Genomic DNA, 24541 nt, shown 5'->3' on the forward strand with positions numbered 1-24541 from the left:
TTGGCCTAAGCACCGTGTCGGCGACCGCTTGATCGGTCGATTTTCGCGATGGCTACGACGCTACCGGAGTCTTCCTGATGTCGCGAGACAGGAACTGTGGTCTTCGTTCGCGAGTTCTGCGACTCTCGGGGCGTGGTCCACGGTTCGGTCCATCATTGCCGAGGCAGTAGTGGCCCCCGCTATAAACCTGCCTCCGCCGGAGAAAAGCGGGTTGGAGGTCAAGATGATTCACGATGGGCTGCGCGACGGTTTGGTTCGTGAGCTTCGCTGTGCCGTCGCGGACGATGAAGTCAATGAGTCGTACGGGATCCCGGTGATGTCCGATCCTTCGGGACGGTAGGTGGACGGGCGTGGGGACCTCGGGTGATCGCGTTGAGACAGATTTCCGGCATGTCCACTGCGGCAGGAACCGTGTCGAGGAACACCACGGCCTGCGCTACATCGTCAGGGGTAACGGCGTACATCGCGAAGGGGACATCGGTCAGCATGTCGGTCTCCACGGGTCCCGGTGTGACGATGTTGACGTTGATCCCGTCTCGGTCGACCTCTAGAGCCAGGGCTCTGGCGAAGGCATTCATGCCCGCTTTGGATGCCGAATAGGCCGTCCGTCCGGGCATGGGTTCGTGTGCCGCGGACGACGAGATGAAAATGAATCGTGAACCGGCCTGCATCAGGGGAAGCGCGGCCTGGGTCACGACGAAACAGGAATCGAGATTGGCCGACATCGTCGTCCGCCATTGGTCGAAGGTCTGTTTGCGGGCGTAGGTGCCGTCGAGGACGCCCGCGGCGTGCACCAGCAGGTCGATGCGGGACAAGCTGGAGACCGCGTCGCCGAACGCGGCCGGTGAAGTGACATCCGCGACGATGTGGCGTGCGCCGATCTCGTCGGCGGCTGCGCGCAGCGGAGCCTCCCGGCGGGCAATGAGGACGACGTCGTAACCGCTCGCGGCGAGGTGGCGCCCGCAGGCCTTGCCGATTCCTCCACTGCCGCCGGTGACCACCGCGGTGCGTGTCAGCATCGGTGGATCCGTTCGGCGTTGGTGGCGAATGACTTCTCTCGCGCCTCCGGTGCTAGAAGTGCTCCCTGCTGGGCGTCCGTCGGGCGGACACCGCGGAATGGGGAAGTGGCCATCCAGTCACCTGTCTCGGCGCGATAGTCGGCGACGTCGAACCGGCGCATGGCACCGACGTCGCCCAGGAAGAGTTGCGCCTGCTCGGGATACCAGTCGGATCGTGCCGGATCCCATAGGTGGACATGGGTGTCGACGATGCGTGCGGGCCGGGGTGTGTCGGTCATTGCGGCACCAATTCTGGCAGAGCTGCACCGAATCAGGGCGGAAAATCCGGGTGGCAGCTTTTCGTCAACACGCGCCCTAAGCCGTTGTGGACTGCAACATCAACCATGTCGTCACGGGGCTCACCCCCCGCGGTGCCGCATCGTCGCGTGACGGTTGTCGACGACGATCCGGCCGTCGAAGATCGTCATGGCGAGTTCTCGGACATTGCTGATGTCGCGGGTGGGGTCGGCGGTCAGGACGATCAGGTCGGCGCGTTTACCGGGGGCGGCCACACCGAGATCCGGGCGGCCGCAGTGCCGCGCTGCGGCACTGGTGGCGGCGACGAGCGATTGAACGGGCGACAGCCCGGCCGCAACCATCAGCTCGGCCTCCTCCAGTGTATTGGCGCCGAAAAGCCCTCGGCCGCTGAAGGTGTCGCTTCCCAACGCGATGGTGACGCCAGCATCGGCGACCTTCTTGACGTTGTCCCGACTATCGGGATGAAGAGCGTCGTCGATCCAGAGCGTCGGCGTGTAGGTGATCCCGCGATCGAGCATGAGGTCGATCAAGGCGTGGTCGGTGAGGGGTTCGACGGTGATACCGTGCTCGAGGCCGTCCGCACCGGCCTCCACGGCCTCGCGCGCGGCGACCTGCTGGGTGGTGTGGACGGTCACCCGCAGGCCGCGCTCGTGTCCCGTCTCGATGCCTGCGCGAAGGACGTCCGACGGCAACCGCACGAGGTCGACGGAGGCCGGGAACGCCGGGTTGTGCCAGACGTACGTCGACGAGGTGGTGCATGCGCACGCACCCTCGGACAGCAGTTTGATCGCGTCGACCTTGCGATCGGCTAAGTGGTGCACCACATCACGCATCTGCTGAGCGTTGCCGACTTCGGCGGTGAATCGGCTACGGGCCCAGGGGTTCCCGGCGAAGATGGTTGCGGCGGGATGGCCGTCGCGGCCGGTGATGCCACATCCGGTCGCCACCAGCCGCGGCCCTTGCAACGATCCCGCGGCGATCTTCGCGCGGGTGTTCAGTATCCCGTCGGTCGGGTCACCCACCGACTTGATCGTCGTCACCCCGTGCTGGAGGAAGAGCGCGAGCTTGCGGGGGAGTTCGGTCTCCTCGAATGCCCTCATGGACTCCTCGTCTGACACCGCGCCGACATCGTAGAAGTGCAGATGCGTGTCGATCAGACCCGGGAGGACCCAGCCTTCGGAGGCGTCGACCTCCGTTCTGCCCCGCAGTGGTTGACGTGACACCGCAGCGATCTGACTGCCGTTGATCGCGATGTCGTACAGGCCGGGGAGCGGTCGGTGCCCGTCGAAAACGTGCCCGCGGCGAACGACGAGATCGTGCTGCGCCGAATCGTGATCCTCGGCCGTTCGCGTGACCGCATCGCCCATCGGTTACTCCTCAAGCTCCAGAGCGCCGCGGCGACGCTCGAGAACTAGGTTACTTTTAGTAATCTAATAAGGGAAGCCGAACGACGGTCTTACCATGAGGAATGACCGAATCCCGGCCGCCGCTGCGGGCGTGCTCCTACACCGAGGAGGTCTTCGGCCTACTCGGCAAACGCTGGACGGGACTCCTTGTCGACCTGCTTCTTCAGCGTCCGGCGCGGTTCAACGAACTGCACGCGGCACTGCCGGCGTTGTCCAAGCGCGTCCTGAGTGAGCGCCTATCTGAATTGCAGGCCATTGGCGTGGTCGAGCGCGACGTCGACCCCGGCCCGCCGGTCACCGCGACGTATCGGCTCTCCGAACGTGGACGGGCGCTTGGACCGGCCATGGACGCCCTACGTGCATGGGCCGGTGCACCAGTCGACGAGCACGGTCGTCCGGCACCTCCCTGATCACTATGTCGCTGACGCATTTTGGACAGCTCAACCCAACGCGGCGGGCGAGGGCCACTCAAAACATTCCTGATCCATCCAAGGAAACTGCCGTAATCTTACTGGTAACACTGCATATTCGATTTCTGCATATTCCCCGATGTGTAGAACCGGCATAACAGTCTCCGTACGCCTCGTGGTTCTTTCACCCGGCTCCACTGACGGCTGATTAAGGGTGAGCTGTGCGATGGCGACAGCACCGCGCGGGCTCACGTCCAGAAGACGCATTCCACGCGCGGTATTAACCGGCACAACCGCTCCTCGTTGCGCTGACCACCGTCCGAAAGCGCCGAAACGTAGTCATCTGACGGATGCCTGGTCGGCTGACGATGGCCCAGAGTCATCGTGTGGAGCTGAACTGAATCAGCTCCTTTCCATCGTGAATCCCACCGGGGATGTGCCTTTCGAGGAGACAAGATGTCTGACTTGGTTGATGTGATGCTTGATGCGCACGGCGGTCTCGACCGGTTCCGCCGGTTCGCGTTCCTGAACGCCCGACTGCACCAGGGCGGTGTGCTGTGGGGAGTCAAGGGTCAGCCGACGGTATTGCAGGAGGCCAACGTCCGCGTCGACCTCAACCGAGAGTGGGTGTCGCACTGGCCTTTCGCCCCCACCGATCACCGGTCCCAGTTCACCCCGAAGCGAGTCACCATTGAAACACCCGCGGGCGAGGTCGTCGAGCAACTCGACGAACCCCGTGATTCATTTGCCGGGTACGTCATGGAGACCCCGTGGAGTAACGCGCAGGTCGCCTACTTCGCCGGATACACGATGTGGACCTACCTGACATCTCCGTTCATCCTGGCCCGACCGGGGGTGTTGACCGACGAGATTGAGCCGTGGGCGGAGAACGGAGAGACTTGGCGACGGCTGCGCGTGACCTTCCCCCGGGACATCGCCACCCACAGCACGGTCCAGACCTTCTATGTCGACGACACGGGGCTGTTGCGTCGCCACGACTACGACGTGGATATCCAAGGCAGCAATCCCGCCGCTCGCTATCTGCTCGATCCTGTCACCGTGCAGGGAATCGTGTTGCCCTCCAGATTGCGCATCTTCCCGCGCAACGATGACAACACGGCGGCCGCTGATCCGCTGATCGTCTCGGTGGACCTATCCGACTTCGCGTTCGAGTAACCGTAGGCGACACATCCTGCTTACGGGTGGTCAGATCCGACGGCGGCGTCGCCGGATGGAAGACAGTCAATGTGCCTATGGCTCTCGCGGTCTGCAGGCAAGAGAATCCGGAGATGACGCGGATCCGAGGCGATCTCGCGAGCGATCGATGAAGGGTGCACAGCATATGGAGAATTCGTTGTCGTTGATGGCCGAGACCCGCTATCTGGATGGGCCGAGCGCACGGTTCGCCTACCGTCGCTTCGGTGCGGGTACCGGTGTCCCGTTGGTGCTGGCGTTGCGCTTTCGCGGCACCATGGATCACTGGGATCCGGCGTTCCTGGACGCACTGGGAGCCGAACGTGAGGTGATCCTTTTCGACAACATCGGGCACGGTAGGACCAGTGGCGTCGCGCCGGCCAGCATGGCCGCCCTGGCCGGCGGACTCACCGAGTTCGTCGACACCTTGGGGCTGTCCGAGGTCGATCTGCTCGGTTGGTCGTTGGGCGGGATCGTGGTGCAGGCGGCCACGTTGCAACGTCCTGATCTGGTGCGCCGGCTGATCGTCGCGGGCAGCTCTCCCGGTGGTGGTGTCCCCGGCATGCCGCAACCCGATCCGAAGATCTGGCAGGTTGCCACCAAGCCTGTAAACGACGACGATGACTTTCTCTATCTGTTCTTTCCCGATGAGGATCCGGGTCGCAAGCGGGGACTGGAGTCGTTGCGGAGGTTGGACGACCGTGTCCTGTCGCCGGAGCATGTTCCGGTGTCGATCGAGACGATGCAGGCGCAGTTGGCCGTCATTGCCTCGACCGGTTCGAGTATCTGGGATCGCCTGAGGGAGATCACCATTCCGACCTTGGTTGCCAACGGTGCGCACGACCGGATGATCGATGCCTACGCCACCTTCGCGATGGTGGGCCGGATGCCCAATGCCAAGGCCATTCTGTACAGCGATGCCGGGCACGGGTTCCTCTTCCAGCACGTCACGGACTTCGCCCGCGAGATCGTCGAGTTCCTCGCGTGACCCCGCAGGTGATTGAGGTCGATCTGCTCGTCATCGGATTCGGCAAGGGCGGCAAGACGTTGGCGACTGAGGTGGGCCGACAAGGTCAGCGTGTCGTGCTGGTGGAGGAGTCGGCGCAGATGTACGGCGGCACCTGCATCAACACGGGCTGTGTGCCGACGAAGTCGATGGTGTACCGCAGTGAGCACTCGCCCCGCGGCTCGTCCGGAACGTCGGTTTACGCGGATGCGGTCGCTGCCACAGAGCGGCTGACCACCGGGTTGCGGGCTACGAATCTCGCGGCACTGCAGTCGGTCCCGTCATTGCGGGTGCTCACCGGTCGGGCGAGCTTCATCGATGCGAACTCGGTCGCGGTAGAGACCGAGGACGGTCTCGCCACGGTGGTGGCGCGCGACATCGTCATCGGTACCGGCTCAACACCGGTGATTCCCGACCTACCCGGCGTGCGGCATAGTCCGGTCGTGGTCACCAGTGCGGAGTTGCTGCGGCGTGCCTCGCGCCCGGACCGGCTTGTGATTCTCGGCGGCGGCTACATCGGTTTGGAGTTCGCGTCGATGTACGCCGGATACGGCACCTCCGTGACCGTTCTGGAGCAACGTCCGGCCGTTCTGGCACATGAGGACCCAGACATCGCCGACGCTGCAGTTTCTGTCCTGTCCGGGAGGGGAGCCACGATCCTCACCGGCGCCGAAGTCACTGAAGTGCAGACTGTTCCGCGGCCGGGCGCCCCCCCATTGGCACGCGTGGCGTATCGCATCGGCGGACGCGCCGCCACCGTCGAGGCCGACGTCGTGCTGATCGCGCTCGGACGCACGCCCAACTCCGCCTATCTCCGACTTGATCGGGCCGGGGTGGAGATGACCGACACCGGTGCCGTCGTGGTCGATGACTACCGCCGTAGCAGCCAACCCCACATCTATGCGGTCGGGGATGTCAACGGCGGACCGCAGTTCACCTACATCTCTCTCGACGACTACCGCATCGTGCTCGATCAGCTCGGCGGTGCTGCCGAACCCAGGTCTGCCGCCCAGCGCCGAGCAGTTCCGAACTGCCTGTTCCTGAGCCCCCCACTGGCACGTGTCGGCCTTACCGAAAACCAAGCGCGCACCGCGGGTTACGACCTCAAAGTGGCGGCCAGCCCGGTGGTGAACCTGGCCACCGTGGCAAGAGCCCGCATCGTCGATGACACGGCCGGGATGATGAAAGTGGTGGTGGACGCGGAAACCGACAGGATTCTCGGCGCTGCCCTGCTGTGTCACGACGCACAGGAGGTGATCAACATCGTCGCCCTGGCGATGCGCCACGGCATCACCGCATCGGTATTGCGGGACGAGATCTACACCCATCCGTCCATGTCGGAGTGTTTCAACCAGCTGTTAGGACTGCTGCAATGAAGTTCGACCCTACGAACACCGCGGTCGTGGTCATCGATCCGCAGATCGACGTCCTGAGTCCCACCGCACGCAACTGGGCGTCCGTCGGCGCGAGTGTCACCGAGAACGACACAGTGGCCCACCTCGCCCAACTCATGGAAACCGCCGTCGCCCAGGGGTATCCGCTGATCATCTCGCCGCATTACTTCTATCCGTCTGATTCGCAGTGGTTGTTCAACGGGCCGCTGGAGTCCGACGAGTTCGCCACCGGAACGTTCGCCCGCGTTGGGGCCCTGGATTTGACCGACTTCGCGGGTTCGGGCGCAGACTGGCTACCTGCGCTGGCGCCCTATATCAACCGCCCGACCACCACCGTCGCGAGCCCCCACAAGGTCTTCGGGCCGCAGACCAACGACGTTGTCTTACAGCTACGGAAGCGAGGATGCGACCGCGTCATCCTCGCCGGGATGTTGGCGAACATGTGCGTCGAGTCTCACCTGCGTCACCTTCTCGAGGACGGATTCGAAGTTGCGGTGGCCGTGGATGCGGTGGCGGGCCCCCGTCACCCCGCCTGGGGCGACGGGTATCAGGCAGCGCTGGTGAACTATCGGTTTCTCGCGCACGCGGTGTTGCCGACCGGAGAAATCGTCTCGGCGATGACCGGCGCGGCATGAATCACTGAGCGAGGGTGAAGTCGAGGACGACGCGGAATCGTGCGCGGCCGGACATCATTCGGTCGTAGGCGCGCGGTGCTTCGTGAAAGGGGAGTGGTTCGATCATCGGGGCGATCTGGTGCGTGAGGCTGAATGCGAGGTTGTCTTCGTTATCGATGGCGGATCCGGTGAGGCTTCCGATGATGCTGCGCCCGCCGAAGATCAGATCGGGGGTGTGGACCGGTACCGGTTCTGGTGAGGCTCCGACGACGATCATTTTGCCCCGTGGTTGGAGTCCGGCTACCAGTCCGGCCATCGATGCTCCGTTGGCGGCCGTGGCGATGATCGCTGTCGCACCGCCGAGTGCGGTTAGCGCGGCGGCGGGGTCTTCGGCGGCGCTGTCGATGTAGTGGTCGGCGCCCAAAGTCGAGGCCAGTCGCGCCTTTTCGGTGCCGCGGGCTAGTGCGGCGACGCGGTAACCCATTTTCTTGGCGTACTGCACGCCCAGATGTCCTAATCCTCCGATACCCTGTACCGCCACCAGGGAGTTCACCGGCGCCTGGGCGACGCGCAGGGCGTTGAACACGGTCACCCCGGCACACAACAGGGGTGCGGCCGTCAGCGCGTCGAAGGCCTCCGGAACCCGCACCAGCCCAGAGGCCCTGGCGTAGACGATCTCGGCATACCCGCCGTCGACGGTTGTCCCGGGCTGGGGTTGGTCGGTGCAGTTAACGAAGTCACCGCGGCGGCAGAAGTCGCACTGACCGCACTGGCCGCCCAGGAATCCCACCCCGACGCGGTCACCGACCTGCCACCGAGGTTCCACCCCGGCGCCGATGGCATCAATGGTCCCGACTACCTCGTGACCGGGAACCATTGGGGTCGTCGGGTCTGGGCGCTGTCCCTCCACGGCCAGAACATCGCTGTGGCATACCCCGCACGCGGCCGTCCGGATCCGCACGTGCCCGGGGGCGGGGTCGTGCAGTTCGCGGTCGACGAGGGAGAATTCGCGATGTTTAGTGACCTGATATGCCCGATAAGAGTTCATGTATCCATGCCATCAGCTCCAGCGGCGTCGCGGCATAAGTACGTTGACCACAAGTACGGCTACTCGCCGGCGGGCGTGGCGTTGTCGAGTTCGATGGCGTCTCGTAGTTGAGCGCGGCGAGTGATGCCGAGCTTGGGGAAGATCTTGTACAGGTGCGCCGCAACCGTCCGATGTGAGATGTAGATTTGGTCGGCGATCTGGCGGTTGGTCAGTCCGGCCGCTGCGAGCCGTGCGATCTGTAATTCCTGCGGCGAGAGTTTGGTCGTGAGCACGTCGATTGCCGATGCCACGCCTGGCACCTGCACGCCGGCGGCGCGCAGTTCGCCTCGTGTGCGTTGAGCCCAGGGCGCTGCTCCGCGGTGTTCGAAAAATCTTAGTGCTGCGGCTAACTGGGTGCGTGCGTCGATGATGCGTCGTTGTCGTCGGAGCCATTCGCCGTAGCTCAACTGGGTGCGGGCGTACTCCAACGGCGCTTGGGCCTCGGCGTCCTCGATGTCCAGCGCGGCGTGGAAGTGGTGCTCTGCGTGCTGGTCCGTACCGGCGATCAAGGCCCGGCTGCGGTGTACCAGCATGACGATGTGTGGGGAACCCAGCGCGCTCGCCTCGGTGTCGATCTCGTCGACAAGCTGGCAGATCACTCGGGTGTGGCCACTGGCGACGGCGGCTTCGGTGAGGTCGGCGATAGCCCAGCGACGGGAACTGCGGTCACGGTTCATCTGCGAAAGTTCGGTGAAGGCGCGCTCGCTGTCGTGTGTGCTCAGAGCAAGCAGGCCACTGGCCCAGGCCAGGTCGTCGAGCCACAGTAGGGGAGTGTCGCTGGGCAGGTTCTGTTGCGCTGTCGCCAGTGACTGCTGAGCGGATTTGGTATCGCCCTGCCATGCTTGGATCCGCGCCAGCAGGGCGGCTGCAGCGCCCATGCTGAGCCCGAGATCCGCATCGGTGGCGATCCGGAATGCGTTGTGCGCGCTGACGGCGGCCTCGGTCAATTGCCCGGCGATGATCTGCGATCGCGCTGAGCCGCGCAGCGCCTCACACTCGATCGCGGGCGCACCTGTCCTTCGGGCCACCTTGATGGAACCGTCCCAGCATGACTGAGCGGTCGCCAGATCAGAAGCCGACTCGGCGGCCAACCCCATCGACATCAGCGCCGTCAGATCATCACTCAGGGCATCCTGCAATGTTGCGGCGCGGCAACGGAACTGGCGGGCATACTTGGTGTCCTCAAGGGTCGCCAAGGCCACTTCGACTGCCGGGTGGTCCAGGTGCTCGATTTGGTGCAGGCGCTCGGCGATCAGATCACGGTCACGTTCGTCGAGTCCGTGCATCCGACACTGCGCTGCCGCGGCGGCGAGCAGGCGGATATGGGTGTCCAACTCACCGTGGCTTCCCAACCGGTCCGCCAGCGCCACCAGATCCTCTACCGGCGGCGCCGTTACGCCGGTTGTGACGGCGAGGGTGAAGCGCGCGAACGCAAGATCGAACTGGTGCCCGAGATCAATGGCCAACGGCTCGGCCTCATCGAGGATGTCCATCGCTTCGGCGGTCAGCCCTGCCCGGTACGCGGGTTCGATTGCGCGGACGAGGCGGCGGATGCGATCGTTCGCCGACGGCGACAGCGCGGCCGCACGCCGCCATGCGCGTGCCGCTTCTGCATTGGCGCCACGAAGTTGTGCGGTCTGGGCCGCGGTTTCGAGGTCGGCGGCGACCCCCTCATCGGATCTATAGGCCGCCGCCGACCGGTGCCAGGCGGCTCTCATCGCATCGGTGGTCGCGTCGGCCAGCGCCTGGTGGAAGGCCGAGCGTTGCGTCAGAGGTATCGCCCGGTAGGCCACAGACCGGATCAGGGGATGGCGCACCTGGAGCGATCCGGCGACGACTGTGATCAGCCCGCACCGCTCGAGTGGATCCAGATCGGCATCTGACAGACCGACGTGCCGCGCCGCGTCGGCAAGTTCAGCCATTGCAGTATCTCCGCCGGCGGCGATCAGTCCCAGCATCCGGCGACTGGGTTCAGGAACGCCATCCAGTTGCTCCCGGAAAGCGCGTTCGATGCGACGCGTCGTCGGCAGAGGCGTCGGCGACGGGTTTCTCTGTTCCTCGCCGCCGGCCAACAGTGCCTTCGTGAGTTCGGCGATGGCCAACGGATTTCCCGCAGCTTCGGTCAAGACGCGCCGTTGGGTAAGCGCGCTGACCCCGTGCCCGTCGACACCGGCCAGCGCCTCCTCCATCAGGACGCGCGACGTCGCGATATCCAGTGCCTCCAACTGGAGGTGCGGCAACGACGAGAGTTGTGACGATTCCCCGTCGATGCGGGGCCTTGCGGCGCACAGCATCATCACCGGCGAGTTCGTGATGCGGCGCCCGATGAAGGTCACAACGTGCAGCGTGGAATCGTCGAGCCACTGCGCATCGTCGATCACGAGCAGCATGGGTCGGGTGGCCGCGGCCTCCTCGATCAGCCCGAGCGTCGCGACGCCGATCAGCAGCGGGTTGGGCACGCCGGCCTCAGCGAGGCCGAGGGCGGCCAGCAGGGTCGTCCGCTGGTGCTCTGGCAACGCGTCGGCGCTACTGAGAATCGGGTGCACCAATTCGTGCAGACCCGCGTAGCCCACCGTGGCCTGCGACTGCACCCCGGCACACGACAAGACGATGAACCCCTGGCGCTTCGCCCACCCTGTGGCAGCCGCCAGCAGGGTGGTCTTCCCGATCCCAGGCTCGCCTTCTACGACCAATGCACATCCGCGCTCTGCCAACGCGGTGGCGGCGGCGGTGATCGCCTCCAGCTCGTTGTCGCGGCCGATCACGTGCCGACGGTACCACCCTGGATTGGAGATGCCAACTCAGATAGGGTGTGGCGATGCGTACCGATCCGTGGTCCGACGATCCCTGTCCTATCGCGCGCGCTATGGCGGTCATCGGGCAGCGGTGGTCGATGCTGATCATTCGCGAAGCATTCCTCGGCAGAACCCGATTCTCGGAGTTCAAGGAGCAGTTAGGAATTGCCTCGGATATCCTCAGCGCCCGGCTGGCCGAACTTGTGTCGGCCGGCGTACTGGAGACCGTGGAATACCGCGAGCCGGGCGACCGCACCCGCAGCCGTTACGAGTTGACGCAATCCGGTCGCGACTTGGTCGTGGTCCTTGGAGCAATCGGCCAGTGGGGCTACAAACACGCAGACCGAAGCAAAGGCACGCCGTATCGATTCGTCGACAGCAATGGCGAGCCAGTCATCGCAGGCTTCCGGCACCGTGACGGTACCGCGGCGGCCAGCACGGATGTCCGCCTGGTCAGCGCCGCCGCGCCGATCTCGCAATGACAACACCCGGATCTACCTGCCGGCCGCACCCGCGACGTGACGCGACCTGCCACTGAAGCGAGCAAGTTCGCGCATTACCCGGCGCTGCAGCCGACACGAGTCCCGCTGAGCACGGCCTTTGCCGGGAAGTATCGCAACACGGGAAGAACGAACGACGGGACGGCTATGGCCGCACGAGGCCGGTGTCCGTTAACGGCTGATTTGACGGCGTAATACAGCGAACTGCCGACCCGAGTGAGAAAAAAATCCTTATGCTCTCCTCCTCAATTGAGTTGGCGGACCGGGGCAGCTGCCCTGCGGTCAGCACGAACTGGCCGCATCAAGAGACCGGACAACAAGAAGAGCAGCCGAATGATCTGTTCCTACAATGGAATTGAGCAGTTACTGGTAACCCGCCATATTCGATTCCTGCATATTCTTCCAGTTGGTCTGGCCGGGCAGACTGCGGCGGTCGGTACTGGATCGAACTAGCTCCGCCCGAGGCGGACATGATCATGGATACCGTCCTGCGGTTATCCACGCCGATGTCCATCCTGTGGGGCCGTGAGGTTCACGCCCCTGTGCTGGGCTAAGTAGTGTTATCCGTCGCAATGATCGGAGGTTGCGGCACGCTCCTGACGTTTAACGATCCCTCGGCGATTCCGTGATGAAAGCTCGCTGCGCGTGGGTTAGGTGGCACCGTGAAATCCTCGCTCGGCGGCGCAGTGCTCACCATCAAAGTGTCGAGGTGATCTAGGTCCGGCCACGCAAAGACAATTGACTTCCAACTCGTGACGGGAAATCCCTTACGCATGAAATAGAGGCCGTGGGGGCGGTAGAGCCGCCTGACGGGCGGTGTCTCGAAACCTATCAGGAACTCGATGCCAGCGATTTGAACGTACCCGCCCAGTATTTCGCTGCTCATATTCGCGAGGCGCAGGCGCGCGGATTTGGTGATGATCGGTTGGTCGTTGTCGCGATCAAGCAGCATGTACATGCCCCAAGTGGGAGGCCAGTCGGCTCCACGCCACAGGATCTCAGCCAATTGTTCGGTCGTAACCCCTAGTCGAAAGCGGTATGCAGGCGAGCCGTCGATCTCCATCGTTCCTGACTCGATGGCACCCCATATGACTTTGAGGAGCCAGAGCTCGAAGAAGGGTCCGCTGGCCAAAACGAACCCGCGCGAGAATTCGCTCCTGCGGTCATTGCCGAGGTATTTGAAAATGTCGAGCTGGTCCTCCACGAGGTACCGGAAAAATTCAGCGGCCATCTTGTCCAACGGCCAGAGTGCGCTGTTGTGTCGGTGGCACAGCATCCGCGTCGAGAGACCCTGCCGACCAACAGTCTTTGACCGTTGAGCCTTGTCCTGCCAGGACGCGCCTTCGACGATGACGACCTTGCCGTCGTGAGAAATGGCTTCGAGCACATCATCGGTGATGAAGTGCTCACGGGTGAGCTTGTCGTCGCAGTCGTTGCTTCTGCGTGCGTAACAGCCAGGGTTGGCGTACCCGGTCCGCGGTCCGGTCAGTAGCGGCGGAGGTCGCGTGGCGATCCAGCGTTGCCCCTCCCCGAGATGGCATTCCCGTGACTGACGGCCGGATCCGCAAGGGCAGCGGTGTTCTGGTGCCGGGTGAAAGTACTGATTGAACTCGACGTCGGCGGTACGCACCACCCCGACCAATGGCTCGATGGGCTCCTGTAAGCCTTCGCTCATGGAAAAACGATAGCGTCCGCCTCCGACACTGAATCCCAATGCGAGGCGGTTCCGGCGGCCTGTGCTTCTGGCTACGTCGCGAAGGCAGCGCAAAGTAGCCACCAGCGTGGCCATTTCTAGCACTGCAGCCGAGCAGTGCCTTCCGTGTCCGAGGGTCTGCCATGCGATTATCTGTGGGTGGATTGGCTAGTCAATTGGTGGCACGGTCTATTTTGGACACAAGCGTGGGGGAACGCTGCCGAGTGGTTCGGGGCAATCGGAACCGGGGGAGCCTTCATAGCGGCCGTGGTGTTCTTTATCCACGAGCGGCGAACTGCAAACCGAGGCCAAGCATCGTTAGTCTTCGTCAGAAAAGTAAAGGGCGCTTACGTCGAGATCACGAACAGGTCCGATAAATCGATCTTCGATGTCCGCACGGTAGTAGATCCGATGTCGATGATGACTGCTCTGACAATTGGTGAGGTCAATCAAACGCCGGCAATGGGTGTAGGCGGATCCAACACCTACAAATATCCGTCGCACGAATACTATCTCCTGATGCGGCGTTTGCTAAAGGAAAAAGCGCGAAGGTTTAGTGCGAACTCACCCAATCAAGGGGATGTTGAGATACCGGCGGGTGAGAAACACGAAATTTTTGTGCCCGAGCTGATGTTCAATTTGGACGAAGCGTACGTCTTATTTCTCGACGCCTACGGCAGGAGTTGGGCGGTCAATTCTCGCACCCGGAAAATTATCGGCGCGGGTCAGTACAGGCCTAAATCAGAGAGATTCAAGGAACGATTTTCCTCTCGGTGGTGGATTGCTAAAAATGAAGTCCACTATATATGGGACAATTACATGGATCACCGCAGCGGGAAGCCGGGCCCTCCGGAGTAAACGTGCTAGCCTCGTTCCCCAACTAGCTCGTTACCATGCATGTGAATGCTGGCTAGCCATTCGGTAGTTTGGATTCGTGCATAATCGGTCTGCATAGCCCGCGATAAGAAAGGGCGGGCCCAATGCTCTAAAAATAGGAAATCGCGGTTTGGCACCGCTAAACGAAACTACCCCGCACTCCGCGAATTAGCCGCTTAGAAATCCCTTGCAAAAGAACTTCGGGGGCGCCACCGTCCTCTTCGTTCACGAACACCATGACATCCCGTTCGGCACGACTGATCGCCAGGTAGAGCAGCGACAGCAACCGGCTTTTCTCGTTAGGGGCAACGTAGGGGGCCTGAAGGTCGGGAATGCCAGCAACAATGACCGTCTCGAACTGCAAACCAGCAAGATACTCTGCAGGCCCAACCAGTAACCCACGGCGCCGATAGCCTAAGCCATCAACGTCGCCCCGGCCGGTGATAGACGCGACGTGATAACGCCCTGACTGAGAAATTTGATGCGCTAAATTGGTAAATCGAGGCCATTGGCGCGTATCAACAACTGCTAACGCCACCCGCCCGTGCGGGTAGACATCCCGAATTACGCGGTATATGTCAGTTTCTTCTGAATTATGAGATTCCGAAGTTGTTAATGTTGGAATAGGGCCATCGTCCTTAGTCGATTCCACTTTTGAAAAATCGATATCCCACTCATGCCCTAAGTTGTGAGTCGGAAAGAACAAGTGAATATGTTTGATCAACTCCAAGATCTGCGGCGTGAAGCGGTGAATTCTAGTTAGCTCAAGGTTGGTAACCTCCCCGAAAGAAATTTCGGGAGCAAAATTAGTGGATGACTGCACGTGGTCCGCAGCGATTCCAATAAATGATTCCGACGGCGACTGTCGTGGATCAAGAGCCATGAATATCTTCGGATAACTTCTCACGTCGCGGGTCAAGTAGTGCAGAACCTGCCGTTCAAGCGGACTAAACAAATGAAACTCATCGACAAAAACAAGATCATACCCCTCATCTTTGCGTGACCTGTTCCATGCATGGGTTTCGAGGTGGCTCAGAAAGTCTGCCAGTACCTGGTCTGAAGTCATTAACGAGCGCGCTTCGAGACCCTCCATGAAGCGCGTGTACAGCAGAAATACAACCTCTAGGTCAGCCCTCGATGAAAGGGGCAACATCCATGGTGCTCGCGGAATCTGAAAATACCTTGTATCGGAACCCGCTCCGGGGAATATCGCGGCTGCGCCTATGACCGAACCGAATTCAACCAAGAGGTCCCATGCCAAAGCGCTCCGGTCCTGTTCATTAGCGGAGTCGAGTCTCGATCGAAGTTCACTAGAAGCTTTTGCACGGTATGTAACCCAGTCGCCCTCGACAAAATTATCGATCACGTCCATAATTTCGTCTAACTGTGCCTGCTTTCCGCTGAAGCTGTCCTCTCCAAGTACGGTGAAAGTCGAAACACTTGATGCATATGCGGGTGAAATATTCTCGGCAATTTCAAGCAGCGGGAAGACATCTATTTCTGGCAGCGGCCCGAGGCTCATCGAATCAATGGACTCGGAAATCTCTGTGGCTAGCGACCAACTATGCGTTGTGACAAGGACGCGGATGTCCTGATCTACCTGCCTCGCTCGAAGGACCTCCGCAATCGCCTTCATGGTGAGAGCGAGGGTTTTCCCAGAACCTGCGGGGCCGCGTAACCGAATTGAACTTGTCGCCGGCGCGTCGATGAAGGATCGCTGATCGTCACTAATCGCCTCAAGCCATCGATCATATGACCAACCCTTGGTTGGCGACTGAGATAGCGCAGGCAGGTACATATCCACATCAGCTGCGCTGGACTGGCCTTCGAAGAAATCCGTTGCTGACTGGATGACTCTGTTCCACTGGGCTTCCAAATCAGGAAGCGTGGGCCTGCCCGCGAGATCGAAATCTTCGAGGGTGGTTTTGCTGTCCGATGTAGTAGTGCGCCAATACACGACATCTGACCGGGTCCCGGGCAATACCTCCGCAATCCAGCGTGTTTCACTCGCCCCTCTGGGAACCGCGAAAAATGCGACAAGATTGCCGTGCTTGTACTGGTGCCAACCTCTGGGTAAGGATAGCTTCCCAGAAATCTTGACGCGGTCAACAAAAGAGGCCATCCGCCCTAGAACGCTGCGACGAGATCTAGCTAGATCCGCCGGAGTGTGCTTGTCCGTCCATCCTTCGTCGCGAATAAGTACTACACGCTGTGTCTCGAGATCATCGTTAGCCGTAACCAAGTACTCAGCTTCGTCTGTCTCGCTCAGGTGGAGGTCGACGGATGCATCTACCGCCTCTGGCGCCAAACCTGTCGCTAGAACGCGGAGTGCGTTCGCGGACGTAACAAGAGGCTTCATTTCAACGCATCTCCCATGAGCTCAAAATAGACATCGCGGGCCTCTTCGTACTCATGAGGTAGCCCAATAGCCATGAACACGGTGGCAAAGCGCTGAACCAGCGCGTGTGTGTAGCGATCGCGTAGTCGGGAGATGCGCTTGTATTTGGCATCCCTATGTTTCGGGCCGATGGCAACTTCAGGCTCCCAGACCTGCTCTAGGTGGCGGAGGTATGCGAAGTATCCTCTGTCGTGAGATGCGGCAAATGTGCTGATGAACATCGCATCACCAGGAGGGCGCTGATAGGCCTCCCTTACCGGATCCAGCACTCTTGCGACAGCATTCTTACGCGTAGGCGGTTTATCGCCGCCCAATTGGCCGTCGACGAGGTTTCTCAAGGCCTGATTCAGTTCGTCCGCGGACGCGTCTAATTGCTGAATCGATTCGATTGCAGCCCTGGCGATTACGGCATCTTTCTCAAGCAGCTTCAAGGCTTGGATTATGGAGTCCGCGGACTCTTCCGTGGTCCAGTGCCGCAATCGCTCCGCAGACACTCGCGGCCCGCCGATGCGGTCTAGTATTTTGAGCAACTCGCCAACAGGCTTCTCCACGAGTCGGTTTCGCACACGAGGGACTACCATCTCGAGAAGATACTCTTCGGCTGTCAGTAGTGGTATGCAAGTGACTCGACCATGATGCTTGTTGAAAGCGAGGTCGCAATCGGCCGTAATCACCATTAGGTGGCGCTCCCACATTGCAGCATTGATATCAATGGCCTCCAGAATGTCACCTTGGCGAAGAGGCTCCGATGTGCTGAAATCACAAAATTCGGCAAACACATCGGCCATCGGTGCGTCCCCTTGATGTCTGTTGGTACCGATCATGCGCCGCTGCCACCACGACTCTCGACTCGAATCGCCGAATACCGAACCCAAGGCTGCGCTGCGAGTGCAGCGTGCCAATGCACCACTTGGTCGCTGTAGCCCAACATCTCGGCAACGACCGGAGGCGGTACCTGGATCACGAGTTCGCGCAGTGCAGTGTTACGAGCCCCCAGCAGGTCGATCCCGAGCCACCGAAGACGATCCATCAGTGTGTTGGGGTGTAGGTGCTCGCCGGGCCGATACCCCGGAAACAGCCAGGGATTGTCTGCTCCTGCTGTGCGAAGGTTTGGCCTGTTGGTGACGTGGCTCTTGAGCAGTGCAGCGAATGGCTCAGGAACGGGCGAGGGAGTAACGCCGAGTTCGAGCGATAGTCCGTCGGGAGAGACAAGCACCTTGCTCATCGGTATGGCTGCGACCTTCACGAGTGGCTGGGCGTAGAGCAGTAGCAGCGTTCCGGCGACCCGGTAGGGGAGCGATTCGCTGTCGCCGGACAGAAGCTCTCGAATCCACTCGAGCCGCTGATCTTGCGTGAGAACCCGGACCGTCTTGGCCTGTCGATGTCCGAGCGTGATTGATCGGTTGACCCGCATCTTTTGGCACCAAATGATGAACGTCCGGATGAGGTGCCGTGTGGTCGGACCCCCTGCGACCCAAAGGTCCACGTCTTGCTGTGTGCAGTCGGCGATAGTTCGGCCACGTTCAGTTCGAAGCCACTCGAGGAACTTCAGTGCCTCAGTGATGTCCTGCTTCGAGGCGTGAACGGGTCCGCGCGTCGGCTTCCCGGCGAGTGCCAACTCGTTGATACGTTTGAGGTGGTGCCAAAAAGCGAATTGCCTTATCGGCTGCGCTATCTCGGCGTCAGACACCGGGCGCAGCTTGTCTTCGATCCACCGCTCGAAGTAGGCAAGATACTTATCACGTGCGGTAATTACGTCATGGTGCTGCAGGATGGCCCGTAGGTGGTCGACGTGCCGGCCCGCGGGCTCGTACTGGTCCAGGCCGTCGTGGGTGAGGGGAGTGGTGCCATCTCCGAGGGAGCGTAGGAGTGCTTGAACCTTGTCCGATCGTTTCCACGTGATGATGCTCTCGGCGCGATCGGCTGCGCACAGGGCGTCGATAAGTTGTGTGAAGCTCGCGGGGGAGTCCGGGTGGAGGAACGCCCGCTCAAGGTCTTCGCGGAGGCTGCAACGTGCGCATACATTGCCGCGGTAGGGTCGCCGCTCCTCGTTGCACGACGTGCAGTAGAAGTTCTGCCGGATACGTGCGCAGTCTCGGCAGACCGCTTGATCGCTGATTTCCAGCCGGCCCGGCAAAAGGCGGTGGAATCCGCAGCTGGGACAGTCGCCGTACAGGCTGGTTGCTTCGTAGTAGCAGGAATTGCAGATGCAGCCTTCTGGCCATGTTGCTGCCGTGCGCCGCATCTCGCGGTGGCAACGAGCGCACTCCATTGATCCGTCGGTGACTTTGGGACGTCCGCGAACGGTATTCCGGCGCAGCGGTTCAATCGTCATCGCTGAGGATCCGAGCACGTTTGGGGCGGATGGCCTTGTTGAGTTCTACGACGTTCTCTCGGCCGGCGCTGGCGGCCTTCTTGCGGGCGTCGGCAGCGGTGACAGTGACGAGATCGTCTGGGCCGCAGTCGAAGATGTCGCAGAGGGCGGCGATGAGCTTCAGAGAGACCCGTTCGGGTCGTTGGTGGACGAGTCGGTAGACCTGTGGCCGTGACAGCGTGATGCCGCGTTCATTCAGCCGTGGGATGAGGTCGGTACTGTTGTGCATCTGATTACCCGCCATGAGCTCGGCGAGCCGCCATTGGTAGTCGACATCGCGTTTCATCCGGCGCCGCCGTTCAGCTTCGACTCAAGCGCTGCGGCGATAGTGGCGTCGAGCGCATTTCGCAGCGTTCGGGTGCGGTAGTCGCTGCTGACACAGCTGTAGATCGCTGTGGTCGACGCGTGCTCATGACCCATTTGGTGCTGAACGAACATCGCATCCCAGCCGGCTTCGAGCAAGTGCGTTGCATAGGATCGCCGGAACGAGTGGAGATCGAGGCCGGGCGAGAGGTCGAGATCGTCACAGTACCGGCGGAACCGCCTGATGAGTGTGGTTTCCGAGACGAGATTTCCGCGTTCGCTGGGGAACAGGTCGATCCCGTCGTCCATATGGGGCTGACCATTCTCCAGCCAGTCGACCAGCACTTCGGGCGTCCAATCGAAGACTGTCAGGACGCTGCGCCGCTTCGGCGGGGAGCCCTTCTTCGCTTTGCCGTATCGCACATGAACCAGGCCGAACTTTCCGAACTCCTTAGCGTGGGGGTTCCTTGCTAAGTCGACCGTCTGCAAGTGGGCCAGTTCGTTGAACCGCAACCCATACGAGTAGGCGATCTTGAACATCACGGTGTCGCGGTATGCGGGCAGCCAACCCTTTCTGCTCGAAGCTACGACGGCAGATACCTGCTCGTCGGCATGATCGAAGAAGTCTTGAAGTTCGCGCTTGGTGAATGCGCGTTTCTCGGGCCGGGCCTCGTTCTCCTGGACGTGTCGAGCGGTATTCCAGTCGAAGAAGACTTGGGAGGGGTGAGTCCCGAACAGTGCTTCGCAGACGCGGTCCCAGCCGTAGTCCGGATTGCTGACATAGGAGCAGAATTGTCGCAGGCCGACCTGATACGAACGGATCGACGACTGGGCGAGTCCGTGGATACTCCGAAGATCGCCGAAGAACTCGTCGACCATGGCGACGGTCCAGGTCCATGGGAACTCGTTCGAGTGCTCGATGAAGCGCTGCACCTGCGTGATGCGTGAGTCGATAGTCTCGAACTGCAGATTGCGGCTGAGCTGCTGGTTGCGCCAGCCCTGGAGCATTTCGGCGACTGTCTGTTCTTCGGGGTGCAGGGGCCGGACCGCGTCAACGAGATATGCACGTCCGACGTCGTCGACTGCCACCCGAAACTCCCGTCTTCTGGTATCAACAGATGAATCAATGATTCATCTGTTGCATCATCAAGTCAAGACCCCAGGTCAGCGTGTTGCCGGAACGGCCCACGGGCGTAGCGAGCATGGCTGCCGATACGAGTCCGCAGAGCGGGACGGTGGGCGGAAACTGTTGCAACGCAGCCGAAACCGACAGGAAGAGTGGTGGCCGACAAGCGGCCGGGCGTTGATTCATCTGATGCAATATGCAGTGGTTAATTTGACATAATGTGGCTTATCGGCGATTCGCCGAGCTGCGGAGGCTCGTCGCGCCACGCGCCTGATGATCAATGTCCTTGATCTCGGCCCGAAAGGATCGCCCCGCCAGGCCCACCCGCGTTTCCAACTTCGAGCGCGCGCACCAAGGCTCCCATTTCGAATGACTGGGGATCCGACATGTCGACGCTTCCGCACCGGCGGCGAGATGAACGACTTTCGCCATCAGCCGGCCACACGCCGCGCACCCTCGCCGGCGCCGCGCCCGCCCCGGCCTCTCCCTTCGCAGCGCGCCATTTCGTCACCGTGACGTATTTGTGCACGAAGGGCAACCCCTTTCGCAGGCCAGAAAGTCCCGAAACATCGACCCGAAGACGTGAGTCGCCGTCCAGCGGCTGGCGTCACGACACGACCCGGGCGGCGTGATATCGAGCGCATTGGTAGCCCACTCATCGCGCTTTCGATATAGCACCGGCGGGCCCACGTTCGAGCACAATCGCCTTTCGCGGATCCTCCCCCGAAACACAATGCCGTCCGATACAAGCTGAGATGCGGTTCGACGTCGTCGGCCATGGTCATGTCAAACACGTTGCGGCATAGAGGTTCTGCATTATCGTCACAGTGACGTAACTCCTCGGGTGGCCGCTTGCACCCGTCCCGCCTCGCGGTCAACTGATCGACGAGGTCTAATCCTTCAGCGCCGCGCCAATGGTGCCACCCGCTGAGCGTCCGGCACCCGCCCAGGGCGGGTGCCGGGTGCAGTGGGTGGCGCGCCACCTTCCCCGGGCCGAGGCGCGCTTCGCCGAGCTTCTCGACGATCCTGTTCACGCCGAAGTGCGCGAGCAGGCTACCCAGCTTGCCGACCGATTGGGCCTCTACCTTCCCGCCGCCACCGTGCTCTCCGAGCTGCAGCGCCTGGGCATGGATCCACACGGCGACGAGGCCCAGGTGCTGCTGCACGCCGCCGGCCCCTACCTACGACGCGGAGACTGGTTTGAGAACGCGGCCGTTGATGGCCTTCAGCAAGCAGCGACCGCTGTCGACGAAGCCTTCGCCCGCGACCCGGCGCCGACCTCGGATGCGCTGCTGCATGCGCTTACCGCCATCGGGATGCCGCTGGTCACCGCGGCGGTCTACCTGCGCTCCGCGAGGACTGGCGCAGCTTAGGCGACGTCTGGGTTCGATGGGGCGACTCGGCATTCACCCAGATCGAGGCGGTGCTGCACGCGCGCCACTTCCCTGCGACACCCGAAGAGATCTCTCCGGCGCTCGGTTCGGGCGTGTCGCTGGAGCGGATCCGCGAAGCGATGTCGGCCGACCCGCGATTCCTTCGCGTCACCCGTCGCACCTGGGGGCTGCGCATCTGGGATCTACCCGCCCACGCCGGCATATCCGGCGAGATCGGAGCCCGCATCGACGCTGCCGGCGGCCGGATCAACACCCGCGAACTGATCACCATGCTGCGTGCCGAGATTCCCGACGTGGCCGAATCCTCGATCAGAACCCACCTCACCGACAGCTTGGCGTTCATCAGCGACGGCGCGACAGTCCGGCGACGCACCGCCGACGACCCGTGGCCGCCAGTACCGCCGCTGCGGGCCGCGCGCGGCGCATACCGCAACGGCGCCAACGAAATCCGGCTGGCCCTGCCGGTGAAACCGGACCTACTGCGCGGATCGGGGCAATCGCTGCACCCCGCCGTGGCCGCAGCGCTCGGGTTGAGTCCCGATGAGCGCCGCGAGTTCGACAGCGCACAAGGCCCTGTGGCAGTGCTCTGGCGGCTGGTGTCGACCAACGGACCCATGATCGCATCCCTTCGCGCACAGGCCCGCGCCGTCAACGCCCAAGGCTTGGACACGTTGCTGCTGATCTTCACCCTCGACAACGCATCGCTAACCGTAGAACGCCTCGGCGCCGACGTCACCGGGCTTGCTCGACTGCGACGCCTGCTGGGACGGCCCGTGCGAACTCCCGAGGCTGCGCTGGCAACCAGCCTGGACTGTCCGCGAAAGGATGTGGCCGCTGTCCTGCGCCGCCGCGGGGATGAGGACATCGCGGCGCTACTTAAATCGTGACTTCTCGACTATCGGCCTGGCTACCGACGTTCGGTAGCGGCGCCATCGAGCGTGCCCCGCGCATTCGGAAGGCGGGCCGGCCACGACGCTCCGCCGTGAATGGCGCGGCCCACCGACAGAGTCACCAGCCACATTCCGTGAAGGTCTCGAGGTCCATGCCTTTTATGCTCGTACCTACTGCGGGCGCGGCGCTGACGTACCAAGTATGATATACCACGTTTCAGCGATATCGGATCCTCGCGAGGAGTATCACCGCCGTGCAGTTGGAGAACAGATTTACCGTCGACGCTCCGCTCGCCGCGGTGTGGTCAGCGCTGCAGGATCCGCAGGTGGTGGCGCCCTGCTTCCCCGGAGCTAGTCTCGGCGAGTGCAGCGGCGACTCGTTTACCGGTGACGTCAAACTCAAAGTCGGGCCCATCACGATGAACTATCAGGGCACAGGCACCTATATCGAACGCTCCGAAGAGAACCACACCGTCGTCATCGACGCTCGCGGGCGCGATTCCCGGGGACAGGGTACCGCCGCAGCCAAGGTGACAGGCACGCTGAAAGCGTTGCCCGACAATATGACCGAGGTGACCATGATCGCCGATGTCGCGATAACCGGCCGGGCCGCCCAGTTCGGTCGCGCGGTCATCGTCGAGGTCGCCGACCGGATCGTCGCACAGTTCGCGCAGCGGCTGGCCCGCACCCTGTCCGGGGGTGGCGCCACGGATCTGCCCTCTGACACGTTAAACGGCGTGCCCGCGCCGGTAATCGACGACGCCGACTCACTCAACCTGATGTCGATCGTGGTGCTTCCCGGTCTCAAGCGGGCACTGCCCGTCGCTGCCAGCGCGGCTCAACTCGGCTTGTTGGCGGCCATTCTGGTGGAGCTCCGCCGCGTCAGGCGGCGCGGATGAAGCCTGCACGATTCGCCTACTACCGGGCGTCAACCGTGGCCAGTGCGGTCGAACTGCTCGCGGAGTTCGGCGACGACGCCAAAGTCATCGCTGGCGGCCAGAGTCTGACCGCGATGATGGCGTTCCGATTAGCCCGCCCCGAACACCTCATCGACATCGCCCGCATCACAGGACTCTCCGACATCCGCCGCGAGGGCGACTGCCTGCGCATCGGAGCACTCGCCACCCACCGCGCCATCGAACGCGCTGATCTCGGTGAGGATTTCAAAGTGCTGTCCCGTGCCATGCGGTGGGTGGGGCACCTGCCCATCCGGACCCGGGGCACCGTCGGCGGCAGCCTGGCACACGCGGACGCTACTGCCGAATGGTGCAGCCTGGCAAGGCTTCTCGATGCCGATATCGTCGCTCAAGGACCAGCGGGACAACGCCGCATACCGGCGTCGGATTTCTTCATCGCGCCCTACACGACGGCGCTCGACCCGGCCGAAATCATCGTCGAGGTGGTGTTCCCCCGGCCTGCGCCCCGCGCCGCGCTGACCGAGTACGCGGACCGGCAGGGCGATTTCGCGATCGTCTCCGCGGCGGTCGACCTCGATGGTTCGCCGCAGCATCCCGGTGTCCCGCGCGTGGTGCTCGGTGGCGTGGCGGGCACTCCGCTGTCGGTCGAGGTCTACGGGTCCTGCTGGAAGCCTAACTCCGCCAGTCGCTTCGCCGATCTCGCCGAGGCGGTCGCGGCCGGTATCGACCTGCGCGACGACGGAGGGTTTAGCGTCCACTACCGACGCGGGCTGGTCCGGACCCTGGTCGAGCGAGCGTGTGAGGAGGCGGCGGCGTGAGCAGCCACAGGGACGCCGGCGGCGGAACGT

Annotated in this window: 22 protein-coding genes; 11 read left to right on the top strand and 11 right to left on the bottom strand. The window is 62.3% G+C overall.

The window, feature by feature from the left end:
• Window positions 1–290: 290 nt before the first annotated feature.
• The 3 genes from BST38_RS12660 to BST38_RS12670 form a co-directional block, all read right to left on the bottom strand.
• Window positions 291–1019: an SDR family NAD(P)-dependent oxidoreductase gene (locus BST38_RS12660; RefSeq protein WP_083143654.1), complete on the bottom strand. Its 729-nt coding sequence runs from the start codon at window positions 1017–1019 to the stop codon at window positions 291–293.
• Complete coding sequence (locus tag BST38_RS12665; RefSeq protein ID WP_083143655.1) at window positions 1013–1297, bottom strand: hypothetical protein; 285 nt, start codon at window positions 1295–1297, stop codon at window positions 1013–1015. Before BST38_RS12665 ends, BST38_RS12660 begins: the two co-directional genes overlap by 7 nt.
• Before the next feature lie 120 nt (window positions 1298–1417).
• The gene (locus BST38_RS12670) at window positions 1418–2683 is read right to left on the bottom strand and encodes an amidohydrolase family protein (RefSeq protein WP_083143656.1); all 1266 of its coding nucleotides are present in this window, start codon (window positions 2681–2683) and stop codon (window positions 1418–1420) included.
• 101 nt (window positions 2684–2784) lie between these two features.
• Here BST38_RS12670 and BST38_RS12675 point away from each other — a divergent pair, with 101 nt between their 5' ends.
• The 5 genes from BST38_RS12675 (at window position 2785) to BST38_RS12695 (ending at window position 7361) form a co-directional block, all read left to right on the top strand.
• The gene (locus BST38_RS12675; RefSeq protein WP_083143657.1) at window positions 2785–3132 is read left to right on the top strand and encodes a winged helix-turn-helix transcriptional regulator; all 348 of its coding nucleotides are present in this window, start codon (window positions 2785–2787) and stop codon (window positions 3130–3132) included.
• 456 nt (window positions 3133–3588) lie between these two features.
• On the top strand, window positions 3589–4308 hold the full coding sequence (locus BST38_RS12680; protein WP_066830205.1) for a hypothetical protein: 720 nt from the start codon (window positions 3589–3591) through the stop codon (window positions 4306–4308).
• Window positions 4309–4495: 187 nt separating this feature from the next.
• Window positions 4496–5314, top strand: coding sequence for an alpha/beta fold hydrolase (locus tag BST38_RS12685; RefSeq protein WP_231983899.1), 819 nt, complete (start codon window positions 4496–4498; stop codon window positions 5312–5314).
• Window positions 5311–6708 carry an FAD-dependent oxidoreductase gene (locus BST38_RS12690; RefSeq protein ID WP_066830198.1) on the top strand — a complete coding sequence of 466 codons (1398 nt, stop codon included), beginning with the start codon at window positions 5311–5313 and terminating at the stop codon, window positions 6706–6708. Before BST38_RS12685 ends, BST38_RS12690 begins: the two co-directional genes overlap by 4 nt.
• The gene (locus tag BST38_RS12695; RefSeq protein ID WP_066830195.1) at window positions 6705–7361 is read left to right on the top strand and encodes an isochorismatase family protein; all 657 of its coding nucleotides are present in this window, start codon (window positions 6705–6707) and stop codon (window positions 7359–7361) included. The genes BST38_RS12690 and BST38_RS12695 overlap by 4 nt, the downstream gene beginning before the upstream one ends.
• A gap of 1 nt (window position 7362) precedes the next feature.
• Here the strand turns inward: BST38_RS12695 and BST38_RS29880 are convergent, their stop codons facing one another.
• Together BST38_RS29880 and BST38_RS12705 are read right to left on the bottom strand one after the other, a co-directional pair.
• Window positions 7363–8388, bottom strand: a complete 1026-nt coding sequence (locus BST38_RS29880; RefSeq protein WP_066830193.1) for an alcohol dehydrogenase catalytic domain-containing protein — start codon at window positions 8386–8388, stop codon at window positions 7363–7365.
• Window positions 8389–8447: 59 nt separating this feature from the next.
• Window positions 8448–11192, bottom strand: coding sequence for an ATP-binding protein (locus BST38_RS12705; RefSeq protein WP_082929338.1), 2745 nt, complete (start codon window positions 11190–11192; stop codon window positions 8448–8450).
• A gap of 53 nt (window positions 11193–11245) precedes the next feature.
• Here BST38_RS12705 and BST38_RS12710 point away from each other — a divergent pair, with 53 nt between their 5' ends.
• Window positions 11246–11704: a winged helix-turn-helix transcriptional regulator gene (locus tag BST38_RS12710; RefSeq protein WP_066830397.1), complete on the top strand. Its 459-nt coding sequence runs from the start codon at window positions 11246–11248 to the stop codon at window positions 11702–11704.
• 568 nt (window positions 11705–12272) lie between these two features.
• On the opposite strand, the gene BST38_RS12715 is transcribed toward BST38_RS12710, so the two are convergent.
• Window positions 12273–13397 (bottom strand): hypothetical protein, encoded by a 1125-nt coding sequence (locus BST38_RS12715; RefSeq protein ID WP_133057223.1) that lies wholly within the window; start codon window positions 13395–13397, stop codon window positions 12273–12275.
• A gap of 144 nt (window positions 13398–13541) precedes the next feature.
• On the opposite strand from BST38_RS12715, the gene BST38_RS29205 reads away from it, so the two are divergent.
• Window positions 13542–14273, top strand: a complete 732-nt coding sequence (locus BST38_RS29205; protein WP_133057224.1) for a hypothetical protein — start codon at window positions 13542–13544, stop codon at window positions 14271–14273.
• A 157-nt stretch (window positions 14274–14430) separates the two neighbouring features.
• Here the strand turns inward: BST38_RS29205 and BST38_RS29015 are convergent, their stop codons facing one another.
• From BST38_RS29015 to BST38_RS12740, 5 genes are all read right to left on the bottom strand, one after another.
• Window positions 14431–16413: a UvrD-helicase domain-containing protein gene (locus BST38_RS29015; protein WP_163767597.1), complete on the bottom strand. Its 1983-nt coding sequence runs from the start codon at window positions 16411–16413 to the stop codon at window positions 14431–14433.
• A gap of 233 nt (window positions 16414–16646) precedes the next feature.
• On the bottom strand, window positions 16647–17513 hold the full coding sequence (locus BST38_RS12725; RefSeq protein ID WP_133057225.1) for a hypothetical protein: 867 nt from the start codon (window positions 17511–17513) through the stop codon (window positions 16647–16649).
• Window positions 17510–19024 (bottom strand): site-specific integrase, encoded by a 1515-nt coding sequence (locus tag BST38_RS12730; RefSeq protein WP_179963969.1) that lies wholly within the window; start codon window positions 19022–19024, stop codon window positions 17510–17512. Before BST38_RS12730 ends, BST38_RS12725 begins: the two co-directional genes overlap by 4 nt.
• Entirely contained in the window at window positions 19014–19349 is a 336-nt protein-coding gene (locus tag BST38_RS12735; protein WP_065070328.1) for a helix-turn-helix domain-containing protein, read from the bottom strand. The genes BST38_RS12730 and BST38_RS12735 overlap by 11 nt, the downstream gene beginning before the upstream one ends.
• A complete protein-coding gene (locus BST38_RS12740) occupies window positions 19346–20455 on the bottom strand; it encodes a tyrosine-type recombinase/integrase (RefSeq protein WP_083143664.1) in 1110 nt (369 codons plus the stop codon). Before BST38_RS12740 ends, BST38_RS12735 begins: the two co-directional genes overlap by 4 nt.
• Before the next feature lie 999 nt (window positions 20456–21454).
• Between BST38_RS12740 and BST38_RS12745 the strand changes: the two genes are divergently transcribed.
• The 4 genes from BST38_RS12745 to BST38_RS12760 all read left to right on the top strand — a co-directional run bounded on the left by BST38_RS12745 (window position 21455) and on the right by BST38_RS12760 (window position 24511).
• Window positions 21455–21865, top strand: a complete 411-nt coding sequence (locus BST38_RS12745) for a hypothetical protein (protein WP_133057226.1) — start codon at window positions 21455–21457, stop codon at window positions 21863–21865.
• Window positions 21866–21915: 50 nt separating this feature from the next.
• On the top strand, window positions 21916–22773 hold the full coding sequence (locus BST38_RS12750; protein WP_083143668.1) for a hypothetical protein: 858 nt from the start codon (window positions 21916–21918) through the stop codon (window positions 22771–22773).
• Window positions 22774–23030: 257 nt separating this feature from the next.
• A complete protein-coding gene (locus BST38_RS12755; protein ID WP_083143669.1) occupies window positions 23031–23675 on the top strand; it encodes an SRPBCC family protein in 645 nt (214 codons plus the stop codon).
• Entirely contained in the window at window positions 23672–24511 is an 840-nt protein-coding gene (locus BST38_RS12760; protein WP_083143671.1) for an FAD binding domain-containing protein, read from the top strand. Before BST38_RS12755 ends, BST38_RS12760 begins: the two co-directional genes overlap by 4 nt.
• Window positions 24512–24541 lie beyond the last annotated feature (30 nt).

The organism is Mycolicibacterium parafortuitum (assembly GCF_002086815.1).
Lineage (GTDB): Bacteria > Actinomycetota > Actinomycetes > Mycobacteriales > Mycobacteriaceae > Mycobacterium > Mycobacterium parafortuitum.

What these genes read in the sequence shown, in the direction of transcription:
- BST38_RS12665 (WP_083143655.1), bottom strand. Translation starts at nt 1,297, where the DNA reads ATGACCGACACACCCCGGCCCGCACGCATCGTCGACACCCATGTCCAC.
- BST38_RS29015 (WP_163767597.1), bottom strand. Translation starts at nt 16,413, where the DNA reads ATGGCCTCTTTTGTTGACCGCGTCAAGATTTCTGGGAAGCTATCCTTA.
- BST38_RS12710 (WP_066830397.1), top strand. Translation starts at nt 11,246, where the DNA reads ATGCGTACCGATCCGTGGTCCGACGATCCCTGTCCTATCGCGCGCGCT.
- BST38_RS12660 (WP_083143654.1), bottom strand. Translation starts at nt 1,019, where the DNA reads ATGCTGACACGCACCGCGGTGGTCACCGGCGGCAGTGGAGGAATCGGC.
- BST38_RS12675 (WP_083143657.1), top strand. Translation starts at nt 2,785, where the DNA reads ATGACCGAATCCCGGCCGCCGCTGCGGGCGTGCTCCTACACCGAGGAG.
- BST38_RS12725 (WP_133057225.1), bottom strand. Translation starts at nt 17,513, where the DNA reads ATGATCGGTACCAACAGACATCAAGGGGACGCACCGATGGCCGATGTG.
- BST38_RS12760 (WP_083143671.1), top strand. Translation starts at nt 23,672, where the DNA reads ATGAAGCCTGCACGATTCGCCTACTACCGGGCGTCAACCGTGGCCAGT.
- BST38_RS29880 (WP_066830193.1), bottom strand. Translation starts at nt 8,388, where the DNA reads ATGAACTCTTATCGGGCATATCAGGTCACTAAACATCGCGAATTCTCC.
- BST38_RS12730 (WP_179963969.1), bottom strand. Translation starts at nt 19,024, where the DNA reads ATGACGATTGAACCGCTGCGCCGGAATACCGTTCGCGGACGTCCCAAA.
- BST38_RS12685 (WP_231983899.1), top strand. Translation starts at nt 4,496, where the DNA reads ATGGCCGAGACCCGCTATCTGGATGGGCCGAGCGCACGGTTCGCCTAC.
- BST38_RS12735 (WP_065070328.1), bottom strand. Translation starts at nt 19,349, where the DNA reads ATGAAACGCGATGTCGACTACCAATGGCGGCTCGCCGAGCTCATGGCG.
- BST38_RS12680 (WP_066830205.1), top strand. Translation starts at nt 3,589, where the DNA reads ATGTCTGACTTGGTTGATGTGATGCTTGATGCGCACGGCGGTCTCGAC.
- BST38_RS12670 (WP_083143656.1), bottom strand. Translation starts at nt 2,683, where the DNA reads ATGGGCGATGCGGTCACGCGAACGGCCGAGGATCACGATTCGGCGCAG.
- BST38_RS12695 (WP_066830195.1), top strand. Translation starts at nt 6,705, where the DNA reads ATGAAGTTCGACCCTACGAACACCGCGGTCGTGGTCATCGATCCGCAG.
- BST38_RS12715 (WP_133057223.1), bottom strand. Translation starts at nt 13,397, where the DNA reads ATGAGCGAAGGCTTACAGGAGCCCATCGAGCCATTGGTCGGGGTGGTG.